The organism is Sphingobium sp. SA2 (assembly GCF_032227065.1).
Taxonomy (GTDB): Bacteria; Pseudomonadota; Alphaproteobacteria; order Sphingomonadales; family Sphingomonadaceae; genus Sphingobium.
On sequence record NZ_JAPMXX010000001.1, the window covers coordinates 573,194 to 597,111 of the forward strand.

The 23,918-nt window shown below is 61.6% G+C and carries 12 protein-coding genes and 1 pseudogene; 5 read left to right on the plus strand and 8 right to left on the minus strand.

Annotated features, from left to right (window positions below):
• Nucleotides 1-123: 123 nt before the first annotated feature.
• Nucleotides 124-1,251, minus strand: coding sequence for a glycoside hydrolase family 43 protein (locus OVY48_RS02905; RefSeq protein ID WP_037478342.1), 1,128 nt, complete (start codon nt 1,249-1,251; stop codon nt 124-126).
• Between the two features lie 150 nt (nt 1,252-1,401).
• Between OVY48_RS02905 and OVY48_RS02910 the strand changes: the two genes are divergently transcribed.
• Nucleotides 1,402-3,921, plus strand: coding sequence for a glycoside hydrolase family 9 protein (locus OVY48_RS02910; RefSeq protein WP_313921797.1), 2,520 nt, complete (start codon nt 1,402-1,404; stop codon nt 3,919-3,921).
• 20 nt (nt 3,922-3,941) lie between these two features.
• On the opposite strand, the gene OVY48_RS02915 is transcribed toward OVY48_RS02910, so the two are convergent.
• Together OVY48_RS02915 and OVY48_RS02920 are read right to left on the minus strand one after the other, a co-directional pair.
• The gene (locus OVY48_RS02915; protein WP_313921798.1) at nt 3,942-5,486 is read right to left on the minus strand and encodes a tryptophan halogenase family protein; all 1,545 of its coding nucleotides are present in this window, start codon (nt 5,484-5,486) and stop codon (nt 3,942-3,944) included.
• A gap of 64 nt (nt 5,487-5,550) precedes the next feature.
• A complete protein-coding gene (locus OVY48_RS02920) occupies nt 5,551-8,451 on the minus strand; it encodes a TonB-dependent receptor (protein WP_313921799.1) in 2,901 nt (966 codons plus the stop codon).
• Between the two features lie 281 nt (nt 8,452-8,732).
• Here OVY48_RS02920 and OVY48_RS23835 point away from each other — a divergent pair.
• The 4 genes and pseudogenes from OVY48_RS23835 to OVY48_RS02935 form a co-directional block, all read left to right on the plus strand.
• A pseudogene (locus tag OVY48_RS23835) lies at nt 8,733-9,359 on the plus strand (SapC family protein); the annotation flags it as partial.
• 60 nt (nt 9,360-9,419) lie between these two features.
• The gene (locus OVY48_RS23840) at nt 9,420-10,439 is read left to right on the plus strand and encodes a cupin-like domain-containing protein (RefSeq protein ID WP_037475528.1); all 1,020 of its coding nucleotides are present in this window, start codon (nt 9,420-9,422) and stop codon (nt 10,437-10,439) included.
• 22 nt (nt 10,440-10,461) lie between these two features.
• Nucleotides 10,462-11,535, plus strand: coding sequence for an alpha/beta hydrolase (locus tag OVY48_RS02930; RefSeq protein WP_237748853.1), 1,074 nt, complete (start codon nt 10,462-10,464; stop codon nt 11,533-11,535).
• Between the two features lie 210 nt (nt 11,536-11,745).
• Entirely contained in the window at nt 11,746-13,650 is a 1,905-nt protein-coding gene (locus OVY48_RS02935; protein ID WP_313921801.1) for a sialate O-acetylesterase, read from the plus strand.
• A 55-nt stretch (nt 13,651-13,705) separates the two neighbouring features.
• Here the strand turns inward: OVY48_RS02935 and OVY48_RS02940 are convergent, their stop codons facing one another.
• From OVY48_RS02940 to OVY48_RS02960, 5 genes are all read right to left on the minus strand, one after another.
• Nucleotides 13,706-15,619, minus strand: a complete 1,914-nt coding sequence (locus OVY48_RS02940) for an NPCBM/NEW2 domain-containing protein (protein ID WP_037475523.1) — start codon at nt 15,617-15,619, stop codon at nt 13,706-13,708.
• Complete coding sequence (locus OVY48_RS02945; protein WP_313921802.1) at nt 15,619-17,958, minus strand: glycoside hydrolase family 95 protein; 2,340 nt, start codon at nt 17,956-17,958, stop codon at nt 15,619-15,621. The genes OVY48_RS02940 and OVY48_RS02945 overlap by 1 nt, the downstream gene beginning before the upstream one ends.
• Nucleotides 17,955-19,529: a glycoside hydrolase 43 family protein gene (locus OVY48_RS02950; protein WP_313921803.1), complete on the minus strand. Its 1,575-nt coding sequence runs from the start codon at nt 19,527-19,529 to the stop codon at nt 17,955-17,957. The genes OVY48_RS02945 and OVY48_RS02950 overlap by 4 nt, the downstream gene beginning before the upstream one ends.
• Nucleotides 19,530-19,541: 12 nt before the next feature.
• Nucleotides 19,542-21,209 carry a glycoside hydrolase family 43 protein gene (locus OVY48_RS02955; protein ID WP_313921804.1) on the minus strand — a complete coding sequence of 556 codons (1,668 nt, stop codon included), beginning with the start codon at nt 21,207-21,209 and terminating at the stop codon, nt 19,542-19,544.
• A 267-nt stretch (nt 21,210-21,476) separates the two neighbouring features.
• Nucleotides 21,477-23,897: a glycoside hydrolase family 3 N-terminal domain-containing protein gene (locus OVY48_RS02960; RefSeq protein WP_313921805.1), complete on the minus strand. Its 2,421-nt coding sequence runs from the start codon at nt 23,895-23,897 to the stop codon at nt 21,477-21,479.
• Nucleotides 23,898-23,918: the final 21 nt, after the last annotated feature.

Consider the following 23,918-nt stretch of genomic DNA (forward strand, 5'->3'; position numbering starts at 1 on the left):
ATGTCTCCCTGAATGCGTCGTTGAGACGTCGGTCTTGTCGAAAAGGGCTGCGTGGCCCTTGGGCATTGTCGTCGCTGCACAAGCAGCGGCCGGGGAAGCCAATGGCTTCCCCGGCCGTAGTAATCACTGGGCAGCGCTCTTCTTCGCTGCACCGCTTAGGAGCGGGTTGATCGTGCGGATGCTGCCATCGTCATTATGATGCAGTTCGGTAACCTTGACGTTGCGCAGACGGGTTTGCCCCGACAACTGTGTGTCGGCATAGAAAAGCCACCAGCGGCCATCCCATTCGGCGATTGAATGATGGGTGGTCCAGCCTTCCACCGGTTCAAGGATGCGGCCCTTATAGGTGAAGGGACCATAGGGCGAGTCGCCTACGGCATAGACCAGATAATGGGTGTCGCCGGTCGAATAGCTGAAATAATATTTGCCGTTAAATTTGTGCATCCACGATGCTTCGAAGAAACGGCGATCATGGTCGCCGCCCAGCAGAGGCTTGCCCTGTTCATCGACGATCTGCAACGGTCGGGGCGTTTCGGCGAATTCCAGCATGTCGCCGGTCATCTTGGCCACGCGGGGAAGTAGTGCCGGTTTGTCATCCTGCTCCAGGTCGGTCTTCGACCCGTTCGGATCATATTTGCCGTTGGCATAGCGCTGCAACTGGCCGCCCCAGATGCCGCCGAAATACATATAGCTTGCGCCATCATCATCGGTGAAGACGGCGGGATCGATCGAATAGCTACCCTTGATCGGCTGTGGTTGCGCCTTGAACGGCCCCATCGGATCCTTCGACGTTGCAACGCCGATGCGGAACACGCCTTCCTTGTCCTTGGCCGGGAAGTAGAGATAATAAATGCCATTCTTGCGCGCGGCGTCGGGTGCCCACATCTGGCGATCCGCCCACGGCACATCCTTGACGTCCAACGCCACTGGCCCGACCGTTACCGGCCCGCCGATCTTGTCCATCGACAGCACGCGATAGTCGCGCATCTCGAAATGGCTGCCAAGATCATCCTCGGCGGTTGGTCCGTCGATATCGTGGCTGGGGTAAACATAGATTTTGCCATCCCAGACATGGGCGGACGGGTCGGCGGTATAGATGTCCTTGACCAGCGGCTGGGACAGATATTTCGAAGCGTCTGCGGCATTGGCGGCTGGCTCCTGCGCATTGTCCGCGCTCTGCTGGCACCCGGCCGTCAAAAGGGCCATCGCCAAGGGCAGGGTTCCGAGCAATATCCGTCGCGTCCGGGGCATCAGTCTCTCCTTCATATTTCGATGATTAATAGCGCTATCATAAGCGCATGGCAATCAGCCTATTGGATATTGTGCCCATCTATAATCGCTGCGATATAAGGCGTGAGAATTGCGGCCCGGATGATGGTAGCGCAATCAAGGGAGAGAGACATGAAGCGTTTACGAGCCTCCTGCGTCGGGATTGCACTGCTGCTGAGCAGCACGGCGGCAATCGCGCAGACGCCGGGCGAACCCGCCTTGCAGTTGAACGAAAAGGGCTATTTCGAAGGCCCAGCGGTCAATGTGCTAGCCTTTTCCAACTGGTATGACGGCCTGTTTGCGGATGCAAAGATCAGCGGTATCGAAATCATCCAGCAGGGTATGCGCACCGCGACCAATGGCGACGTGCGCTTGTCGGCGACACCCGGACAATGGGATGCGATCGGTGCGCTGGTGGGTCGCAAGGTGGATGCCAAGGCCGGGGTCGTGGAAACGACGCTGCGTTATGCCGCCCATGACTGGCAATATGTCATTCGCGCCGAGCGGCGCGGGGGTACGGTCGAACTGAGCATCATTCTCGACAAGCCCGTGCCGCAGGCCTTGGCGGGCAAGGCGGGTTTCAACCTGGAATTGCTGCCGTCGGCCTATTTCCACCATGCCTATATGGCGGACGAGCGTACCGGCACCTTCCCGATCTATCCGGCAAGCGCCATGGAGCGGACGGCGGAGCGCAATGCGGCCAGCGGGCGGAGCGAAGGGCCGGGGGCCGAACCCCTGCCGATGGCCAGTGGCCGCCGCTTCGTCCTGGCACCGGAAGACCCCGCGCGCCGGATCAGCGTGAGCAGCGATCAGCCGATCGCGCTCTATGATGGGCGCAATCAGGCGCAAAATGGCTGGTTCGTGTTGCGATCGATTCTGCCTGCAAACAAGACCGGTACGGTGCTGCAGTGGACGGTGAAGCCGCAGGCCGACCCCGATTGGCTGCGGACGCCCGTTATCGCACATTCGCAGCTCGGCTATGCGCCCGATGGTCCCAAGATCGCCACGGTCGAACTGGACCGTAATGACAAGCGGCGGCCACCGCTCAAATTGCTGCGCCTGGACGTCAGCGGCGCGGCGGTGCCGGTGGCGACCGGGCCGGTGAAACCCTGGGGCGACTATCTGCGCTATCATTATCTGCAACTCGATTTCAGCGCCGTTAAGCAACCGGGGCTCTACATGCTGGAATATGGCGATGTCCGCACCGCGCCATTTCGGATCGCGCAGGATGTCTATGCCGATGCCTGGCACCCGACCAACGATGTCTATTTCCCGGTCGCGATGGACCATATGTCGGTCAACGAAGCCTATCGCAGCTGGCACGGCGATTCCCATCGCGACGATGCGCGTCAGGCACCGCTGAACCATGAACATATCGACCTGTACCGGCAGGGACCGACGACCGATACGCGCTTCAAGCCGGGCGAGCATATTCCGGGCCTCAACGTCGGCGGCTGGTATGATGCCGGCGATTTCGATATCCGCACCCAATCCCAATATCAGGTGGTGCGCTCGCTTGCCGATGCGGCGGAGCGGTATCGGCTGGATCGCGATACGGTAAGCGTCGATCAGGCGCGGCGGCATGTCGAAATGCATGTGCCCGACGGAAAGCCCGACATGGTGCAACAGGTGGCGCATGGCACCCTGCAATTGCTCGCCCAATTCGACGCTGTCGGTCACGCCATTCATGGCATCGTGGAGCCGGATGTCGCCCAATATACGCATTTGGGCGATGCGGTGAACAAGACGGATGGGCTGCCCTATGACCCGGCCTTGAAACCGGGTGAGGTTCGCAATGGACGGAGCGGGACGCCGGACGATCGCTGGGCCTTCACCAGCAAATCATCGGCGCTCAACTATGGATCGATCGCCGGGCTGGCGGCCGCCGTGCGCGTGTTGCGTGGGCAGGATGATGCGCTGGCGCAACGCGCGTTGGCAACCGCCGAACGGGTCTGGCAGCAGGAACAGGGGCAGGCGCCCGATTTGTTCAGCCATGGCAACACCACCGGCGGGCCGCTTGATGCGGAGATGTTCGCGGCGGCGGTGGAACTGCTGCGCACCACCCGCAAGCCGGTCTATGCCGCCAAGGTGCAGGCGCTCTGGCCCGCCATCGAAAAGGGTTTTGGCTTCAACGCGCAGACGGCTGTCGCGGCGATTCCCTACATGCCCGCTTCCTATCGCACCGGGATGATCCCGGCGGTGCGCCGTTGGCAGGCGCAGAGCGTGGAGATCGCACGCGCCAATCCCTTCGCCGTCCCGATTACCACTGGCGGCTGGGCGGGGTCAGGGACCGTCCTTGGCTATGCGCTGACGGCCGAGGCTTTGCATCGTGCTTTCCCCGACATTGTCGGGCCGGACGCGCTATTTCACGGCATGGCGTTTCTGACCGGCCACCATCCTGCGTCGGACATATCCTTCGTGTCGGGTGTCGGCACGGTGTCGAAGGAAGTCGCCTATGGCAATAACCGGGCGGACTTTTCCTTCATTGCCGGGGGCGTCGTGCCGGGCATATTGGTGATCAAGCCGGACTTCCCCGAAAATCACGAGGATTGGCCTTATTTCTGGGGCCAGAATGAATATGTCATTCCAGAAGGCGCGGCGTGGATCGAACTGGCCAATGCGGCCAACCATCTGAGCAAGGGGACGCAGTAAACGGTAACGGTTGCCGCCGGTCAGACCGGCGGCAGTCCGTGCGCGACGATCTTGTTGATCAGATCCCGGTGGCGGGGTAGCCCGGCGCATAATTTGTCGGTCAGCGCGGCATTTTCACGGCGGGCGCGATCGGCCAGGCGATGATCCCGGCTGAGCGAGGCGGGATCGACTTCGGTATGATAGCCCATGCCGTACAGGACATATTGATAGCTGGCGGCCGGGAAGACTTCCTCCACGCGGTCGAACTCGTCGTGGAACCAGGGGGACTGGTAGCGCCAGAGCAGCAGCAATTCCTTCAAGCGATCCGGGATGGTTTCATCGCGCACATTGTCGCGCCAGAAATCGCTGTCGGTGCGCTTTGTCAGCACATAATGGAGCTTGAGGAAGTCGATGATGCGGCCCCAGCGATAGTGGGTCGTCGCGTTGAAGCGCGAGGAGATGATGTCCATCACCTCGCGACAGGCGGGCATTTGTTCGGCAATGATCTTGGCCGACAATTCGATCAGCACGATCGCGGAGGCTTCGAGCGGTTCGAGGAAACCGGCGGCCAGGCCCACGGCCACGCAATTGCCTTTCCAGAAGGTTTCGCGATGGCCCGAACGGATCTTGATCTTGCGGGCATTCAGCCCATCGGCCGCCGGGCCGATATAGGCGCGCAATTCGCGTTCGGCCTCTTCGTCGGAAATATGGCTGCTGGAAAAGACATGGCCGACGCCGCGGCGCGTCTGGATGCCGATGTCCCAGATCCAGCCTGATGTCTGCGCTGTCGAGATGGTGTGGGATGCAATCGCACTATCCGGCCGCTCATAGGGCACTTGCATGGCCAATGCCGTATCGCAGAATAGAACGTCGTTGCAGTCCTTGAACGGCACATTCATCGCGCCTTCGATCAACAGCGCCTTGAAGCCGGTGCAATCGACGAACAGGTCGCCTTCGATCTCGCCTGCCTGCGCTGTCTGGATCGCGCGAATGTCGCCATTCTCGTGCATCAGCACCTGTTGGACATCCGCCAAAACGTGCCGCACACCCAGCGTTTCGCAACAATGGCGTTGGATGAAAGGCGCGAATTTGCCCGCGTCGAGATGATAGGCATAGTTGGCGAGGGCATCATATTCAGCCGTCGCAATCGTCTTGGGGGCCAGGCCGTCGTCGCAGATGCGGCCCTGCGCGCTGACGCTGTCGCAGAAACTTTCGCCCTGATTGCTTGCCAGCCAATGCGGGGCAAGGTTCACCTGCCCGAAATTCTGCGGGAGCATCAGGGGATGATAATAGCCGTCATCGACCGCGCCGGTGGTCCAGCGGTCGAAGCGTGCGCCTTGTTTGAAAGCGGCATCGCATTCGCGGAAAAAATCGGACTCCGACACGCCCATGCGCGATAGCGTGGTGCGGAGCGTCGGCCATGTTCCCTCTCCCACGCCGATGATCGGGGTGTTGGGGGATTCGACCAAAGTGACGCTGAAACCCTGGCCAATGCGGGTGCGATGGCGGGCCGCGATGATGCCAGCGGTCAACCAGCCGGCTGTCCCGCCGCCGACGATTACGATGTTGCGGACAGGATGAACCATAAGAGAGAAATCACCATTAAAAAGGAGGGGATGTCAATCGACATCCCCTCCAGGGCGAGAACCGTTAGAAGCGGTAGCGTGCGCCCGCCGTGAAACGGCGGCCATAAGCGTACACATCAAGCAACTGGTTGGAGAAGCGGCCATGGGTGCTGACCGTTTCGTTGGTGATGTTGAGCGCTTCGCCGAACAGGCTGAACCGTTCGGTCAGCTGGTAGCTGGTGCTCAAATCGATCTGCAGGCTGGAATTGACGAAGGTCGGTTCCGCGCCAAAGGCCGAGTTGTTCTGGGCCTGACCAAAGACCTGCAGATATTTGTCGCGCCAGTTGACGGCGGTACGGAACTGGAAGCCTTCCTTGTCATAGAAGGCGACAAGGTTGGCCGAGTTGGCAAGCCCGGTCACGGCAAAGCCGCTCTGCGACAAATTGGTTTCGTCATAGGGCTTGTTGGTTTCGACGAAGGTGGCGTTGGCGTTGAAGCCGAAGCCGCTGTCGCCGAAAACATGCTGCCATGCCAGTTCGACGCCCTTGATTGTGGCCGACGGTCCATTGACCCGCTGCGACACGGTAAAGACCGCAGGCGCACCAGTGGTCGGATCAACGACGCCGTTGATCGTCTGCCGCTGGGTACCTGCAACCACGAAGTTCGTCACATCCTTGAGGAAGAAATTGACGGAGGCGTAGGAATTGCGCTGGTAATACCATTCCATCGCGAGGTCGAAGTTATCGGCCAGATAGGGCTTCAGGTTGGGGTTGCCGCCCGTTGCCGTCAGGGCGCCGACGCGCTGGCCGACGCCAACGTTAAGAACCGGCGTAAGCGTATTCAGCGCCGGGCGTGTCAGCGTGCGCGAAGCGTCGAAACGCAGGTGCAGGCTGTCGGTCAGTTCCAGCTTCATGTCGAGGCTCGGCAGGAAGTAGGAATAACTGCTCTTCGTGGAGATAGGCTGAGATTCACCGAAGCCTACCGTGAGCAAAGTTGGATCAGCTGTGCTGCCTGTGATCGAGGTTGGCAATCGCCCAATGCCAGCCGATACGAGCTTCGTGATTTCTTCTCGCGCGCCTGCATTGAAGTAGAAGGGCATACCCGCGACATCGGCTTCGAAATTTACCCGAACATAGGCCGACCAGGTCTTCTCGCGCACATTCTGAACGCTGCCTGGGTCTAACAACAGATCAAACATACCGCGATAATTGAGCAGGCCGTTGTTAGGGTCGGTCGGGGGAGGATAGTTAAAGCCCGGCACATTCTGCGCATATGGATTGCCGAGGCCTTCCAGAATACGCTGATATTCCTTAGCGTCATATTTCAGCAGGCCGGGTGGCAGGACGCCGGAGAAGCCGGGGATGAAGTTGTTGGTGCCAATCACGCCCTGGATCAGGCTGGCGGGCATCAGAACACCACTGCCTTGACCGGACGGACCGCCATAGCCCGCATAAGCCTGCCAGAAGTTATTGGTGAAGGTGCTGCTGTTCTGGAGCGTGAATTCATCCTCCATATAGCGGCCACCGAACTTGATGGTCAGATTATCCTGTTCCCAGGTTGCGCCGAGGCGGAACTGCTTGATCTCGTCGCTGTTGACCTGCTGCTGCCGCACGGTGACGTGCGAGCCGATGATGGTCTGGTCCAGCCAACGCGAAGCATCGCCATTGGGGCCAAAGGCCGTCAGTTCCGGGAACGCCTTGCTGCTGTTACCGGACACGCGAATGCCGTTTGCAGTGCCCAGCGCGCCGCCATAGCCGATATCGCCATTTTCGCTGCTGATTTCACCATCCGGGTTCTGACGGCTCTTCGAATAACTGGCATCCGCCTCGATCTTGAGGTTGGACGTCGCGTCCCACACCATGTTCAAACCGATTTGGTTGGTTTCCAGCACACGGGTATCGGTGCCAGCGGTGAAATCGGTTGGCGATCCCTGTTGTACGAAGTCGATCGTCGTGCCGTTTTCATCCTGTTGGACATTACGCATTGAGTCCTGGTTGAACCAGACGCCGAAACCGGAAATGTCAGTGACAATCTTCTGTCGCGAATAATTGTCGTCCAGCGTCAGGACAATGTCGTCGGACGGTGCCCATTGCAGGGCGATGCGGCCGTCGATACGCTCATCCTTGGTATAGCGCTGATCGGCGCCATATTGCTGGCCGTACCAGCCGACAACAGTCTTACTGGCAGGAGTAGGATTGCAAACCGTCGCAGTGCTACCTGCCAACTGACAAGGATCGTACAGGCCGCCCTGCCAACCGGATACATAGACGCGGTTCACCTGCGTATCGCGGCGGGTGTAGATGCCGTCGATCAGGATGCCGAGCGTGTCATCGGCAAAGGTCTTGCTGAACAGGGCACCGACGGTCGGCACCACCTTGCCCGCATCGTCCTGGATCGAGCCAGCGGCACTGAACGCGACGCGCGTGCCGGGGCTGTCGAACGGCTTGGGGTAGGAGATGTTGACGGTCGCACCGATCGAGCTGCTCGACAGCGATACGTCAGGCGTCTTGAGCACGGCGAGCTGGCCGACGAAATCGGCACCGACCGAGGAGAAGTCGACCGAACGGCCACCGGTCGCGGTGGAGATGCGGCGACCATCGATCAGCGTTTCGTTGAAGTCGCCGCCAAAGCCGCGCACGGTGATGCCATCGGGCTCGCCGCGCGAACCGGACCGGTTGATCGACACGCCCGGAAGGCGCTGCAGCGATGCCGCAACATTGGAATCCGGGAACTTGCCGATATCTTCCGCCGAAATGACGTCGACGACACCAGCCGAGTTACGCTTGATGTCTAGGTTGCGTTGCAGCGACCCACGGATGCCGGTGACGACGATGTCCGCTTCGCTGGCAGGGTTCGTGATGGTCGCCTGTTCGGCCACTTGCGCAACGGCCGGAAAGGCGATTGCCAGGGCCAAGCCGCTGGCTGTCGCCGCCAGGCTCTTGCGGCTGCGCTTCGCCAAACGAGCGCGATCGAAATCTGTCTTCATGATCCTCCCCTTACTCCCACTTCTTCTCGCCCGAACGTCGCGACACTATTGTCACGCACGATCACAGTTTCAGACTTTGGGGGGAGGGGCCGTCGCACGAACGGATTTGATCCTCACCCAAGCCTTTTCTTTTCTAGGCGTAAATGGTAGCGCTATCGAAACGGGCAATCAAGCGAAATTGTATGTGTAAATATCGCCCCGTGTGATTAGGCTGTCGGAGACGAAAAATGCGTCCAGACAGGGCGGCGGCAGCGTGAGAATGTGCCGCAGGAGGAGAGGGTATGGAATCGCTTCAGTTGCTCAATAATGTGGCGCACGCCGGTTTGCGGATGCGGGCACCGGACCATGGATCTGGTCCGTTCGTGCGAATCGTCGTTGGTGAAATCCTGGCCGCTGCCGCTGCCTGCCCGATTCTTTTTTCCAAACATGCCGAGACGGGCCGATTCTATCTGGGGGCGTTGACTGGGTTGAAGCCGGGCGAGCATCTGGTGGATTCGCCCGATGATCGTCCCGCCTTTCGGGCGATGGAGGCGGATCGCGAAGGCTTCTTCACGGCAGAAGAGAATATCGCCTTCGACCCGGATCATCCCCGCTTTGCATCCGGCGATGGTGACCCGTTGTTCGATGCGGAAGGGAAGCCCACCCTACAATTGCGTGTCGTCCAACAGGCGCTAAGCCGCTTGGTTGCGGGGATGGAGGCGACCGAAGCCTTCATCGCCGCCTTGCTTGCGCACCGGCTGATCGAGCCGATCGACATTGCGCTCAGCTTTGATGATGGGGAGACGGTGCGGCTGGATGGGCTCTATACGGTGAGCCTCGATAGTCTCGATGATCTGGACGATGCGGCCGTCATGATGCTGTTTCGATCCGGGCATCTGCGCCTTGCCTACGCCATCGCCGGATCGTTGCAGCATATCAGCCTGATGGCGCGTCGGCGGAACGACAGGCTTGGGCGGTTCGGCAGACCCATGGCCAGTGCCGCTGTCCCAATCACGGAACGAACCGCCGCGGAGATCGGGGGTGTCGAAGGTTTGCGACATTTGGCGCAGGCGTGTCGCCCCATTGTGATTCGGGGAGTCTGTAGCGACTGGCCTGCGATGCAGATGAGCGTACAAAGCAATGACGCCGTGCTTGCCTATCTGGCGCGATTCGACAGCGGATCGACAGCGGAATATTTCGCTGGTCCGCCAAATTTATGTGGGCGCTATCATTATGGCGATGGGCCTGGCGGCTTCAACTTTGCCAGGGAAACCATCGCCGTTCGGCAAGCGATCGCGCGTATCGCCGCCAATGCGCAGGATGCGGGCGAGATCGGCTATCTGGGCTCGCTGCCGACCGATCATCATTTCCCCGGCTTCGCCGAGGCCAATCCATGCGCGTTGTTGCCGCCGAACGTCCGCCCACGGATATGGCTCGGCAATGCCTCGACCGTTGCCTGCCATTATGACACCTATGATAATCTGGCCTGCGCAGTAGCCGGGCGGCGACGCTTCACCCTCTATCCGCCCGATGCGATCGGCGATCTCTATGTCGGGCCGATCGACCATACATTGTCGGGCCAGCCGATATCGCTGGCCACGGGGGCGGCGAGCGACGATCCGCAATATCCTCGCTTTGCGGCCGCGCGGGCGAGGGCCGTTATGGTGGAGTTGGCCCCCGGAGACGCGCTCTACCTCCCCAAATTATGGTGGCACCAGGTCGAGGCGCTCGATCCCGTCAACATTCTGGTCAATTATTGGTGGGATGGTTTCAGCGCCGGGCCGGATGCGCCGCACACCGCCATGTTGCTCGCCATGATCGCCATTGCCGAACGGCCAGCGGCAGAACGGGACGCCTGGCGCGCCTATTTCGACCATTATGTCTTTCGCCCCGATGGCCATCCTTTGGCCCATATGCCGGACGCGCAGCATGGGGTGTTGGGGCCGCTCGGCCAAGGAAATTATGGGCGGATACGCGCTCTGGTGATGCGCCTATTGCGCGGACAATGACGACGAAAATGGAGGGGTTGGCATGACGTTCAAGACACGGATGATGGTCGTTACGGCGTTGGCGATGGCCGGGGCGTCGATGCCTGCCTTGGCGCAGGTGGCGACGGGTGCGCCGCCAGCTGTCGCCGGGGCAAAGCCGGTAACGATCGAGCGCATCAAGGTGCATGCTCCGACGATCGAGGGCAATCTGGAAGGCGAAGCGGCCGACCGCGATGTGTTGGTGATCCTGCCGCCCAGCTACGGCCGCGAACCATCACGGCGTTATCCGGTCGTGTATGCCCTGCACGGCTATTCGATCGGCGCGGAGGAATGGGCGAAGGAAATCCACATTCCCCGGACCGTGGAAGGCGCCTTCGCCAAGGACGCGCAGGAGATGATCCTGGTGCTGCCCGATTCCAAGACGATCCATAATGGGTCGATGTATTCCAGTTCGGTGACGACCGGCGATTTCGAAAGTTTCGTGGCGCGCGATCTGGTCCGTTATATCGACGACCATTATCGAACGATCGCGCAGCGCGAAAGCCGGGGGCTGGCAGGGCATAGCATGGGCGGCTACGGGACCAGCCGCATCGGCATGAAACATGCCGATATATTCGGTGCGCTTTATATGATGAGCCCCTGCTGCCTGTCGCCGCGCGATCCGGCGCAGATCGATCCGGCCGTGTTCAAACAGCTCGAATCGGTAAAGTCGCCCGCCGATTCGGCTGGGCTATCCTTCATGTTGCGCGCGCAATTGGCGACGGCTGCCGCCTGGTCGCCCAACCCGCAAAAGCCGCCCCTCTATCTGGACATGCCGGTCAAGGACGGGGTGGTGCAACCCGATGTCGTGGCCAAATGGGCAGCGAATGCGCCGCTGGCGTTCGTCGATCAATATATCGGCAATCTCCGCCGCTATCGCGCGATCGCCATCGATGTCGGCGACAAGGATGGATTGAAAGCTGATGCGCAGACGCTGCATGGCGTGCTTGATCGCTATGGCATTCCCAACAGTTTCGAAATCTATGAGGGCGATCATACCAACCGGGTGGCTTGGCGATTTCAGGATAAGCTGCTGCCCTTCTTCAGCGCGCATCTCGCCTTTCAGGGCGCGCGATAAGCGGGCGGGTCAGACCTCCAGTTTGTCAAACGAATGAAAATGACGGCACCAAAAGGTAGCGTTAACATTAATAGCCTGATCGGCGCTTCTAAGCGGCGCCGTTCGGATGTTCTGCAAGCGCGGAACGGCACAATTTGCATAGCGGGAGGATCACATATGAAGCGCTCAAATCGGTATATCACGGCTGTAGCTATGGGATTCCTCCCGGTGATGGCTATGCCTGCGGCTGCAGCACCTGTGTTCGATGCGCTATCTGGTGACCATTCGGTCATCCAGCGCGATCGTCCGGCCCTGATCCGTGGGAGGGCTGATCCAGGCGAGATGATCACGATAACATTGGGCGCGGCGACCCAGGTCGTGACGGCGGATGCGCAGGGGCGGTTCCAAGCGGGGTTTGCCGCGCTTACCAAGGCTGGACCGATCGCATTGTCGGCGCGCAGCGACAAGGGGCAGGTGACGGCGCGGGACGTGGTCGTGGGCGACGTCTTCCTATGTTCAGGCCAATCGAACATGGAATTGGAAGTGCGCAATGCGCAGGATGCCATGGGGCAGATCCGCAATTCGTCGGATGAGCAACTGCGCCTGATTACGGTTCCGCGCGAAGCGGCGGACCAGGCACGGCAGGACTTTGCCAGTGCGGTGTCGTGGAAGACGGCCAGCCCGGAAAGCGTGCCCGATTTTTCCGCTGCCTGCTATTATATGGCGCGAGACCTGCGCAAGACGGCGGGCGTTCCGATCGGCGCCATCTCCAGCAGTTGGGGCGGATCGCAGATCAGCCCCTGGATGGGGGAAGTGGCCCAGGCCGCGATCGGTCGCGCCGATCGCTCCGCCATGGTGAAGTTGCACGCCAGCGATCCCATCGGAGCCGAACGGGCGGCGAGCGCCGAATGGGAAGGTTGGTGGCGCGCAGCCACCGGCGATGCTGTCGGCCAAGAGCCTTGGCAGCCCGGCAGTACCCTTGGCTGGGCAGATGTGCCGAAATTGGGGCCATGGGAAGAATGGGGCGTCAGTGCTCTCTCCGAATTCAACGGCATGGTCTGGTTCCGGCGGGAAATCATTTTGACGGCTGCGCAGGCAGCCGAGGCGGCGACCCTGTCCTTGGGCACCATGGATGATGTCGGCCGGGTCTGGATCAATGGCAGTCCCGTGGGAATGAGCGCCAAGGCATGGCAGCCCACCAGCCTGACCGTGCCACCGGGTCTGTTGAAGGCGGGTCGCAATGTCCTGATCATCAATGTGATGGATAATTATGCCAATGGTGGGCTGCTGGGACCGGCGAGCGACATGGCCTTGCGGTTTGCCGATGGGGGCGATGTGCCGTTGGGCGACAAGTGGCGCTATGCCGTGGCAGCCAAATCGCCCCCCGGCGCGCCGCGTGTGCCATGGGCTGATGTGACCGGCGCGGGCACGCTCTTTAATGGCATGATCGCGCCGCTGGGTGCGATCGGCTTGAAGGGTGTTGCCTGGTATCAGGGCGAGTCCGATGTCGATCTGCCTGGCTATGCCGATCGGCTGGCGGCAATGATGGCCGAATGGCGCGAACAATTTCGCGCGCCCGACCTGCCCTTCGTCATCGTGCAGCTCGCCGCCTATGGCAAGCCGACGACGAAACCGTCGGAGAGCGGCTGGGCACGGATGCGCGATACGCAATATCGGGCCGTGGCAGCGGACCCCAATGCGGCGTTGGCCACGGCGATCGATCTGGGCGATCCGTTCGATATTCATCCCGGAGAGAAGCAGGAATTGGGTCGCCGCCTCGCGCGGTCGATGCGGGCGGTTGCCTATGGCGAACGGCATTCCGCTAGCGGTCCGCAGGCGGCAAAGGCCATTGCTACGCCGGACGGCGGGGCCATGATCGAATTTTCAGGGCTAACGGGCGCCCTTCAGACGCGTAGCGCCGCGCAGGCGATCGGCTTTGAGCTGTGCGGGCAAGCGGCGGATAGCTGTCGCTATGTCGGCGGCGAGGTGGAAGGATTGCGCATCCGGCTGGCAGGTGATGGTCAGCCAGCCGTGCGGGTGCGATATGGCTGGGCGGATTCGCCGGTCACCAACCTCTATGACGAGGCCCCTCTACCGGTCGGTTCGTTCGAGCTGCCGATCGGTACAGGTCGTTAGGGAATGAGGCTATGTTGGGCGGGCGGATTACTACACCGCCCACCCATCATGGCGATCAGCGTAGCAGGGCCGCGTCACCCCAACTGACGGGCAGCATTTCGCCCGGAACCCCGTCATCGGCTTGCGCGACCATCTCGATGAGGGCGACGCCTTTTACATCGACGGCAATCGGCGTTGGTGTTTCGCCGCGGCGAACAAGCGGCGTGCGCGTCAACAGCTTGCCGTCGCCATAGACAGCGAAACGGACACCATGGCGCGAGTCTGCGGCACTGTCATCGACCCCAGCTATGGCCGTCAAGCGGCCATAGCCTTTGTTCCGAATTTCCAGCCGGGAATTGGCGAGCACGCCGATGCCAGATGCATAGGGTTTGCCCGCAATGGCGAGCGGCTGATTATAGGGGGTCGCGTCGGGCTGCGCGCCGCCCCAACCCGCATAGATGGGACGTTCGCCCAGCCCGCGCGTGCTGCGCCAGCCGGGGATGGAGCGGAAGATCGTGGGATCAGGCGCAGGGGCGGTAACCCCATCGACGGCCGGGTTGATATTGCCAGGTTGCTCCGACAGATAAAGGCCATCCGCAAGCGTTCGATCGCCCTTTGCCACGAAGACGAGCGTCTGTCGTGGCGCAACCTTCAAAGCTTGCTCTCCGGTGAAGCGGCTCTGTTCACCGGTCCAAAGGTCGGTCAAAGCCACGGCCTGGTCTTCGCGGAATTTGAGATGACCGGCCGTCAGCATGGCATCGACCGGCGCAAGGCCCCGGTTGAACAGCGCGACCGCCTTGTCGCCATTGGCCAACGTCTTGACCAATATCTGCAATGAATCGCTGTCGAAGGCGACAATGGCCTGATGGCCCGCGGGATCCTGATTGATGGCGATCAGGTCGGCATTGCCGAAAACATCCATCAAGGATTGCGGGGTCTTGCGTAGGTCCGCGCCGATCAGCAGCGGGGCGTTCATCATCGCCCAGAGCGCAAAATGCGAGCGCGCTTCGGTCAGATGCTCTGCGTCGAAGTCGCCCTGACCGATGAACAGCATGTCGGGATCATTCCACGACCCCGGATGGGCATAGAGCGCCCGGCGCACCGCGCTGTCGTAATTCGTCAGCATCCGCGCCCAATGGGGCGTGATATCGTCGCTGGTGCGCGAGCTATTGCCATAATCCTTGCCCCAGGCGCGCACATTGGCGCTACCCCACACGCAGAGCGAGAGCAGATAGTCATTGTCCGGGTTATGACGGGTCAGCGACTGGTTGATCTGGCTGAACAGTCCCTGCACCGCAGGAACATCCGAGCGGGTGACCGACGCCTGGTCGATCAAGGGGGCAAGCATGCGATACTTGCCGGATTTCACCGGCGCGCTGCCCTCGCCGAAGGCGCGGATGCCGCATCCGTCCACTTTGATGAGATCGAAACCCCAATCGGCGAAGAAGAGCCGAATATCCTGATCGATATGGCCATAGAGTCCGACCTCGCGTTCAGCGATCGACCCTTCGGGTAATTGCGCTTCGCCAGTCGAATAGGCCTGCGAACAGCTGTTGCGACCAAGGTCCGAATAGATGCCCGCCTTTAACCCCATGGCATGGAGCTTGTCGGTCAGGGGACGGAAAGACGGGTCGCCCTTGCCCGCGCGCAGGGACGATGGGAATTTCTCCGAACGGATCAGCAATTTGCCGTCATTCGTGCGGCGCTTGAGCCACCAACCATCGTCGATATTGATATATTGATAGCCCTTCTTGGCGAGGCCGCTGTCGATGATCCGCTGCGCCGATCCGAGTAGCTTTTCCTCATCGATCTCGGTGAAAAAGGCGTTCCAACTGTTCCACCCCATGGGCGGCAGGGCGGCACTGCCCCCCTGATAGGCGCTCCAACGGCCTTGCGGCGCGAGCGGATCGGCTGTCTGGGCAGACAAGCTGGTGCTGGCCGCCAGGGCAGTGAGGCCGAGCAGCAAGCCCCGGACATAAACCTTCGTCATCAGGCAAAATCTCCATCTTCAAGCATGAGGGCGCGTCCGGCCTTGAGCGATACCGTTGCGCGACGACTACCGAGCCTTATGGTCCTTTGGCCATCCATGTCGGGGTGCAGCGTGACGCGCGTGAGCCGCTCATCGCGCCAAGCGAGATCGACGCCGCACCGTCCGCGCGCGCGCAGTCCGGTGACACGTCCTTCCGGCCATGCGCTTGGCAAAGCGGGTAGCAGGTCGATGACGTCGCCACGGCTGTAAAGCAGCATTTCGACGATCCCGGCCGTTCCGCCGAAATTGCCGTCGATCTGAAAGGGCGGGTGGGCGTCGAACATATTGGGATAGCTGTGATCGGGGCCGAGCAGGTAGCCCAATATGCGATGGGCATGATCGCCATCGCGCAACCGCGCCCATAGGGTGATACGCCATGCCGTTGCCCAGCCGGTCGCCCGATCGCCGCGAATTTCCAGCGTCCGGCGCGCCGCGGCGGCCAGGTCCGGCGTGTCTTCGACGCTGATCTGGTGCGAGGGATAAAGCCCATAGAGATGAGAGACATGGCGATGATCCTGTTCGGGTGCATCGGCATCCCAATCCTCCCGCCACTCCTGCAACTGTCCCTGTCGGCCAACCTGATAGGGCGCAAGGCGTGACCGGGCCGCCTCCAGTTCAGTCACGAAACCGACATCTACGTTCAGAATTTGCGCGGCCGCGATCGTCTGACCGAACAGGTCGCGCAGGATCGCCATGTCCATGGTCGGCCCAGCGCATAGGGTGCCGCCATGGCCATGCGGGTTTTCCGGGCTCATCGACGGGTTGGTGACGAGGTAGCCGGTCTTTGGCTCTGGCTGCAACGTATCGAGGAAGAAGCGCGCGGCGCCGACCATCAGCGGATAGATGGAGGTCAGGAAGGCACGATCCCGGCCATAATCATAATGGTCCCACAAATGGGTGCAGAGCCATGCGCCCCCGGTCGGCCATAGCCCGAACTGCGCACCGTCGATGGGCGCGCTGGCGCGCCAGAGGTCGGTATTATGATGCGCGACCCAGCCGCGTGCGCCATACATGGTCGCTGCCGTGCGCGCGCCGGTGACGGCGAGGTCGCGGACCAAATCGACCAGCGGTGTGACGCACTCACCCAGATGCGTGGTCTCGGCAGGCCAATAATTCATCTCGGTATTGACGTTGATCGTATATTTCGACCCCCAGGGCGGGCTGAGGCTATCGTTCCACAGGCCTTGCAGATTGGCAGGTTGGCCACCCGGCCGTGACGAAGAGATCAGCAGGTAGCGACCATATTGGAAATAGAGCGCTGCAAGCGCCGGGTCGTCCTGGGTCGGCGACGCGGCAATGCGCTTGTCGGTCGGCAGGTCTGCGGCGGCCGATCGGCCAAGGTCGATCGACACGCGGCGAAAGAGCCGCCGATGCGCGTCGGTCGCGTCCGCCGCGACCCGCGCAAAGGAATAGCCGCGCACGCGATCCAGCGTGGCTTGGGTCGCAGCTACGGGATCGCCGCTGACATCGTCGAACCGGCGATAGCTGGTCGCCATGGCGATCATCAGCGTGACCGCATCGGCGCCGCGCACCAGCAATCTGCCGCCTGCACCTGGCTCGATCCGCCCGCCCTCTGCCGAAGCGAACAGGCGGGCGGCGAACTGCAAGCCGCCGTTAATGCCGGCGGCATCGCCATTGCGGCCGGTCATCAACAGGCTTGCCGATCCGTCGGCTTCGACCGCGACGATCTTGTGCGGGGACGCCAGGCCGATATCGACGTTGAGCTGTCCTTCGCCCGATGCCGTCACACGCATTGCGATGACCTGATCGTCTGCCGACGCAATCACCTGGCGCTTATGATCGATGCCATCGGCGGTGAATCGGGTAGTTGTCATGGCGCTGTCCAGATCCAGGCTGCGCCGATAGTTAGACGTCTGCCCCAGGCCAGGGAAATCCAGCATGAGATCGCAAAAGGCCTGATAGGGCATTTGCGTGGATGGTGTGGCGAGAACGGCGTCGTTCGCCAGGGCTTCGGCCTCGGCAATCTTGCCTTCGAAGATCAACGCGCGGACTTTGGATAGCGCGGCCCGCGCCGCAGGGTTGACCGGGTCATAGGGCTGGCCCGCCCATAGGGTGGACTCGTTGAGTTGCAATCGTTCCTGACGGATACCACCAAAGACCATCGCGCCCATTCGCCCGTTGCCGACGGGCAGCGCCTCCGTCCACACCGATGCGGGCTGTTCATACCAGAGCATAAGAGGTGAGGGCGGGCGAGCGACTGCCCCACGCGCGCGCGCGGTTGAGAGGGCAGCGGTGCCCGCTGCTATCGCCGCAACGCTCTCGCGACGGCTGAATTTCATGGCCTTGCTTCCTCCACCGCTTCGGGCAAGGGCGACAGGGTGAAGCTGTCGATATCGATATAGCCGCCGTCCGGCCGCGCATTATAGCAGGAAAGGGCGAATTGCTGCCCCTGGAACGTGCCGGTGCGCCAGTCGAATTTCAGCGGGATATGATCGCCTACGCCAGTCCATTTTCGTCCGTCGCTGCTGTAGGCGACGCGGCCCTCGTCACGGACGAAGTCCATGTCGGTGCGCAGCCAGAGCGTCTGGCCAGACACGGGTACGGATGCGACGCGGGTTTCGGTGCGGGGGCCATCCTCCGTGGAATCGGTCACCATCATCGTCAGGGCGCGGCGACCCTTGTCGCTTCCGACGATCGACAATTGCGCGCTGATCTTGCCGAATGTGCCAAAGCCGCACACATCGCCTGAGCGTAACCCGCGCATGTCCACTTTGACGATAGCGCTGCTGCGAGGCCCCTGCCCCTTTTGCGTCAGCGTATTGCGTGCCGTCCACAGCCGGTCGGCCTGGGTTGCGTGAAGCCGCAGGAAGCCTGGCCGTTCGCGCAAAGACCAGCGGCGGTCATCGGGATTATGGTTCCATTGCCATTGCAGGCCCAATGTCGATGCGGAAAAATCATCCGATGCGGGCGGTTCGGCAAAGGGGTGGCCCATGATCGGCTTGGGCGCGCGGTCGGGTACGCGGCCCGGTGCGTCGGGCGTGCCCCATATCGGCCAGTCGTCCTGCCAATATACCGGGCTGATATTGGTCATCCGGCCGATCGATCCGGCATCGACCATGACAAAGCCGGCCCATTCGCCATTGGCCAGATCAACCAATGCGCCCTGATGGCCGCCGCTGGTGTCGTCGATCTGCGGACGGGTCTCCCACGGTCCCTGCAAGCTGCGCGCCCGCGAGACGCTCAGCGCCAGTTTGGAAGGGAGCGCGTTGAACAGATAATACCAGCCCGCGCGCTTGATGATCTTCGATCCTTCAGCGCCTTTGTTATAATGGACGACCTTGGACGCGGTAATCTTGGTGACGTCCTCGTTCATCGTCAGCAATGTCACTGTGCCGTCCGTCCCGATCGACGTCATCAGATAGGCTTGGCCATCATCCTCGAAGAACAGCGCCGGGTCGAAAGCGTGGCGATCCAGTTCGGTATAGGTCCAGGGGCCGGTCGGGCTGTTCGCGCGATAAATGCGCGTGTTGAGCCCGATCGGACTGACGGCCACATAAAAAGTGCCTTTGTGATGGCGCATGCTGGCCGCGAAGAAGCCCCGGCGATAATCGCCGCCATCGCTCAGATCATAGCGGGGGTTGCCCTCCAGCCGGTCCATCAGATGGCCGGCAATCTGCCAGTTCACCAGATCCTTCGAATGAAGGATGGTCATGCCTGGCGCATTGGCGAAGGTGGTGGTGATGAAGTAGAAATCCTCTCCGACGCGAATGATGTCGGGATCGGGATAGTCGGCGAAGAGGACGGGATTGCGATAGGTGCCATCGCCTTGGTCCGCGCGCCAGACTTGCGCGGGCAGGGCAGTGGCGGCCAGCGACAGCCCCAGCAGGGCGATGGATGACTTGATGGTCATGAGAAGCCCTTTTCAGGATGCAGGGGTGTAGCGATAGGGACCGACGACAGTCCCAACGAACCCCCCTGCTTTGCGCGTGCTCAGTAGCGTCGCGTCCAGATCGGATTTGAGCGTCGCCCGTTTTCCCTCCACTTCATAGTCGAACGCCATCTTGCCACCATCGGCGCGGATGGTGAGCGTTACGGGGCCGGTGGCGGTCAGCGGCGCGGAGGCGACCAGCATATCGGTATCGGCATTGTCGCGCGACGTCAGCGCGACCATCTTTTTACCGCCAACCTGGGTAATGCCGAACACTATATGGCTGCGGTCGCTCTGGACCGCCGCCAGCCCGGCGGTGTCGCCGTCCTTCTCCGGGGTGAAGCGCATGGTCGTGGACATGGTGGCGACAGCATGCTGCTGCCGCCGTCCGACGAAGGCCGGAACTCCGTTCAGATCGCCAAGCGGCGTGCCACTGTCCAGTTCCAGCGCGCCGTTGCTCACGCGATAGAAGGGTTGGTGGGGCGTGCGGATGCCGATCCACTGCATCGCCAGACGATCGCCGTCGAAATCATCGGTGTAGGTGAAGTTGCCGCTCATCGGCAGCGCAGGGCTAGGCTGGGCGGGCAGGTCAGGCACCTTGCCGACATGGGGTATCTTTTCGCCACGGGGCAGAATGATCGGCCAGCCATCTTTCCATGTTACGGGCAGCAGGAAGGTTTCACGCCCGATATTGTAGAAGTCGCCCTCATAGGGGCGTACCGCCAGGAAGGTCGCCCACCAGTCCCCCTTTTGCGTCTGGATCAACTTGGCGTGCCCGGCGGACCCAATCGGATTGGGCCGGTTGGGGTCCATATCCCGCTGGGTGAGAATGGGATTGTCCGCATAAGGGAGATAGGGGCCGCGCAGTTTCTTCGATCGCAGCACGACCTGGGAGTGATTGACGCTGGTGCCGCCCTCGGCTGCAGTCAGATAATAATAGCCATCCTTGCGGAAAATATGCGGACCTTCGATCCATACCGGCTTTTTGCTGATGTCGACGCCGCCATTGATCAACTGGGTGCTGGGGCCGACCATTTTGCCGGCGCGCCAGTCATATTCTTGAATCCAGATGGCGCGATGCCCGTCATAGCGCGGCGGTTCATCGGGCGCGCGATTGTTCACGATATAGGCTTTATCCCCTTCCCAATAGATGGATGGGTCGATCCCTTCGAAGGGTAGCCAGATGGGGTCGGACCAAGGACCGGCCGGATCAGTGGCCGTGATGACGAAGTTGTTGCGGCAAGCGACGCAGGTGTTGACGATGTAGAAGACGCCATCATGCCAACTGATGTCTGGCGCAAAGACGGCTTCCGACGTGCGGCGGCCGGTAAAATCGAGCTGGCTCGGCCGGTCGATCGCATTGCCGATCTGGACCCAGTTCACAAGATCCTTCGACTTGAAGATCGGCAGGCCGGGGAAATGGGCGAAGGAGGAGTTGACGAGATAATAGTCGTCGCCCACGCGGGTAATGGTCGGATCGGGATAATAGCCCGACAATATGGGATTGATATATTCGCCCGGCCCGGCCTTCACTTGCTCGATCGATTGGCCTTCATAGGTGAAGCGCTCGAAGCGTGCTGGCTCGGCCTGCGCCGCCGTGCTGGATAGTGCCAATGCGGCAAATGGCAGCAGCCGACCCATCATTCCCAGGCCAATATCCATCAATCCCTCTCCTCATTCTATCCGACGCGGCATGATGGAGTGGACGCCTTGAAACGTCTCACGCCATCGCTTCGCTATGTGATAGCGCTAACATATGTCGTTGTCGACCCGCTTGCGCGAGCCGGTTTGACCCGGTGAGCCGACCGCAAGCGCCGGGTTTTCGCGTGCCCAACATCAAATATCAAAAAATGGCCCGCCTCCTGGTGAAGAGGCGGGCCATGTCGCGATGCCGTTTACGGCTTCAGCGTCTCGCGGTGATTCGCAGCGTCAGGGGAGGGATGGGGGACAGGGAACAGGCGTGCCGATGCCCTCAATCCGCACATTGCGCAGGCTGACCGTCATCGGCGCATCCGCTCCCATGCGGAACGGGGTTCCGATCGCCTTGAAATCGGCACCCTTATCCTTGAAACATTGGAGCGGGATTTGGATGCTGCTTTCCTGGCCCAGCGGCGCTGCCGCCGCCAGTGCGCTGACATCCAGCCGCGCATTGCCCATCGCGATCGAAACGGGCCCAGTGCCACGGGCATCCATCCGCCAGTCGATGCGCAGGGCAAAGCCGCCATTGAGTTGCCGCAACATGTCAACGGCCGGGCCGTCAATGGCGATATCGCCCTTGCCGCTCCACTTGAACTGGCGCGCATCTTCCTGCGCCGCGATGTCGACGGCGCGCATGGACACGCTGCTGTCGAGACCCAGCCGCCATGGATCGAGCACCCGCCCGGTGCGCAGGAACAGGCTGTCGCTGACCGCTGGCCCCTGTTCGACGCGGGGATCTTCATTCACGGGGCCTTGGGCATGGGGGTGCGCATAATCCAAGCCATAGCCGACCGGGAAAAGGGGCGCAGTGACAGGAGAGCGGGCGTCCGCTGGCCAGGCAAAGGGCAGCCGACCGGTAAAGTCGCGTGGCGGTTTGCCGTCCTTGCCCGCCACCAGCACATCGGCAACGCCCTGGCCCTGCGATCCGGGAAGCCAGCCGGCAACGAAAGCATCGGCTAGATTGAACGCTGGGCCGACGAACAAGGGGCGGCCCGACAGGAAAAGCGCGACGGTCGGAATGCCCTGCGCCTTCAATTTGGCGAGCAGTTCGCGTTCGCCATCCTGACCATGGAAGATGAGGTTCGACACGTCACCCTGAAATTCGGCATAGGGCTGTTCGCCGAAGACGACGATCGCGACGTCCGGCTTGTCGGCAAAATCGCCGGTGGGTGCCAGTTGCCCACTGCCGCCCGCCTGCTTGACGGCATCGATGATGGTACGGCCGATCGTGCTTCCTTTGGGGAAATCCGCAGCGCTCGTGTCCGTGCCCTGCCAAGTGATGGTCCAGCCGCCGGCCTGCATCGCCATATTGTCGGCGCCGGGGCCGGTGACCAGCACCTTCGCGCCTGGACGGATGGGGAGCAATGAGCCTTCATTTTTGAGGAGAACGAGCGACTTGGCGACAGCTTCGCGGGCGATCGCCAGATGCGCATCGGCCCCGACCAGTGCCGGGTCACCGCGCGCGATCCGGTTCGGCCCCATCAGGCCAAGCTTATATTTGACCCGCAAATTGCGCCGTACGGCGTCGTCCAGTCGCGCCATCGGGATGGTGCCGTTGCGCACATCGCGCAGCGTGGCATCGAACAATCCCTTCCAGCTATCGGGAGCCATGAACAGGTCCAGCCCCGCATTGATCGAGGCTGCGCAATCCGTGACGGTGCAGCCGGGGATCTGTCCATGACCGTTCCAGTCGCCGACGATCAGCCCTTCAAACCCCATCCGCTTTTTTAGGACATCGGTCAGCAGCGTCGGATTGCCGTGGTTCTTCGCGCCGTTCCAACTGGAAAAGCTGGCCATGACGGTGAGCGCGCCTGCGTCGATGGCGGCGGGATAGCCCTGCGCATGGATGCGGATCAACTCTGCTTCGGGCAGTCGGGCATCGCCCTGATCCTTGCCATTTTCGGTCCCGCCGTCGGCCAGAAAATGCTTGGCGGTTGCCGCGACCTGGACCGAACCGAGCGGCTTGCCGGGCAGCAGGTCGCCCTGTAGACCCTCCACCATCGCCTTGGAATAGGCTTTCACCAGCGCCGGGTCGGCGGCATAGCCTTCATAACTGCGGCCCCAGCGCAGATCCTGCGGCACCGCCAATGTCGGGGCAAAGGTCCATTCTATCCCGGACCCGGCAATTTCCGCTGCGGTGGCAACGCCGATGCGCTGGATCAGTTCGGGGTCATGCGCGGCACCAAGGCCGATATTGTGCGGAAAGATGGTCGCGCCCGGCAGGTTGGAATGACCGTGAACAGCATCGACGCCGAACAGGATGGGGACACCAGCCCCCGCTTTTTCGGACGCGGCGCGATAGTCGCTGACCAGCTTGATCCAGGTCGCGGCGTCGGCGCGCTCATTGCCGAATGGGCCGGAGTTGCCGCCTGCCAGGATCGATCCCAGGGGATAACGGGCAAGCTCGGCCGGAGTGATCGCGCTGATGTCGGCCTGGATCGTCTGTCCGACCTTCTGCTCCACCGTCATGCGCGCGATCAGGCGGTCGATGGCCGCTTCGGTCTGGCGATCGGTAATGGCGGCCGGGCTGTGGGCCGCGGGCCAGACTGACGGGTCTGCCTTCGCTTCCGGTGGCACAACGACGGGATTGGCGGATGTCCGCGGTTGCCCCGACGCCTGTACATTGCCGCCAATGGCCAGCGCCATGATCATGATTCCCGCTGCTGAGCGCAT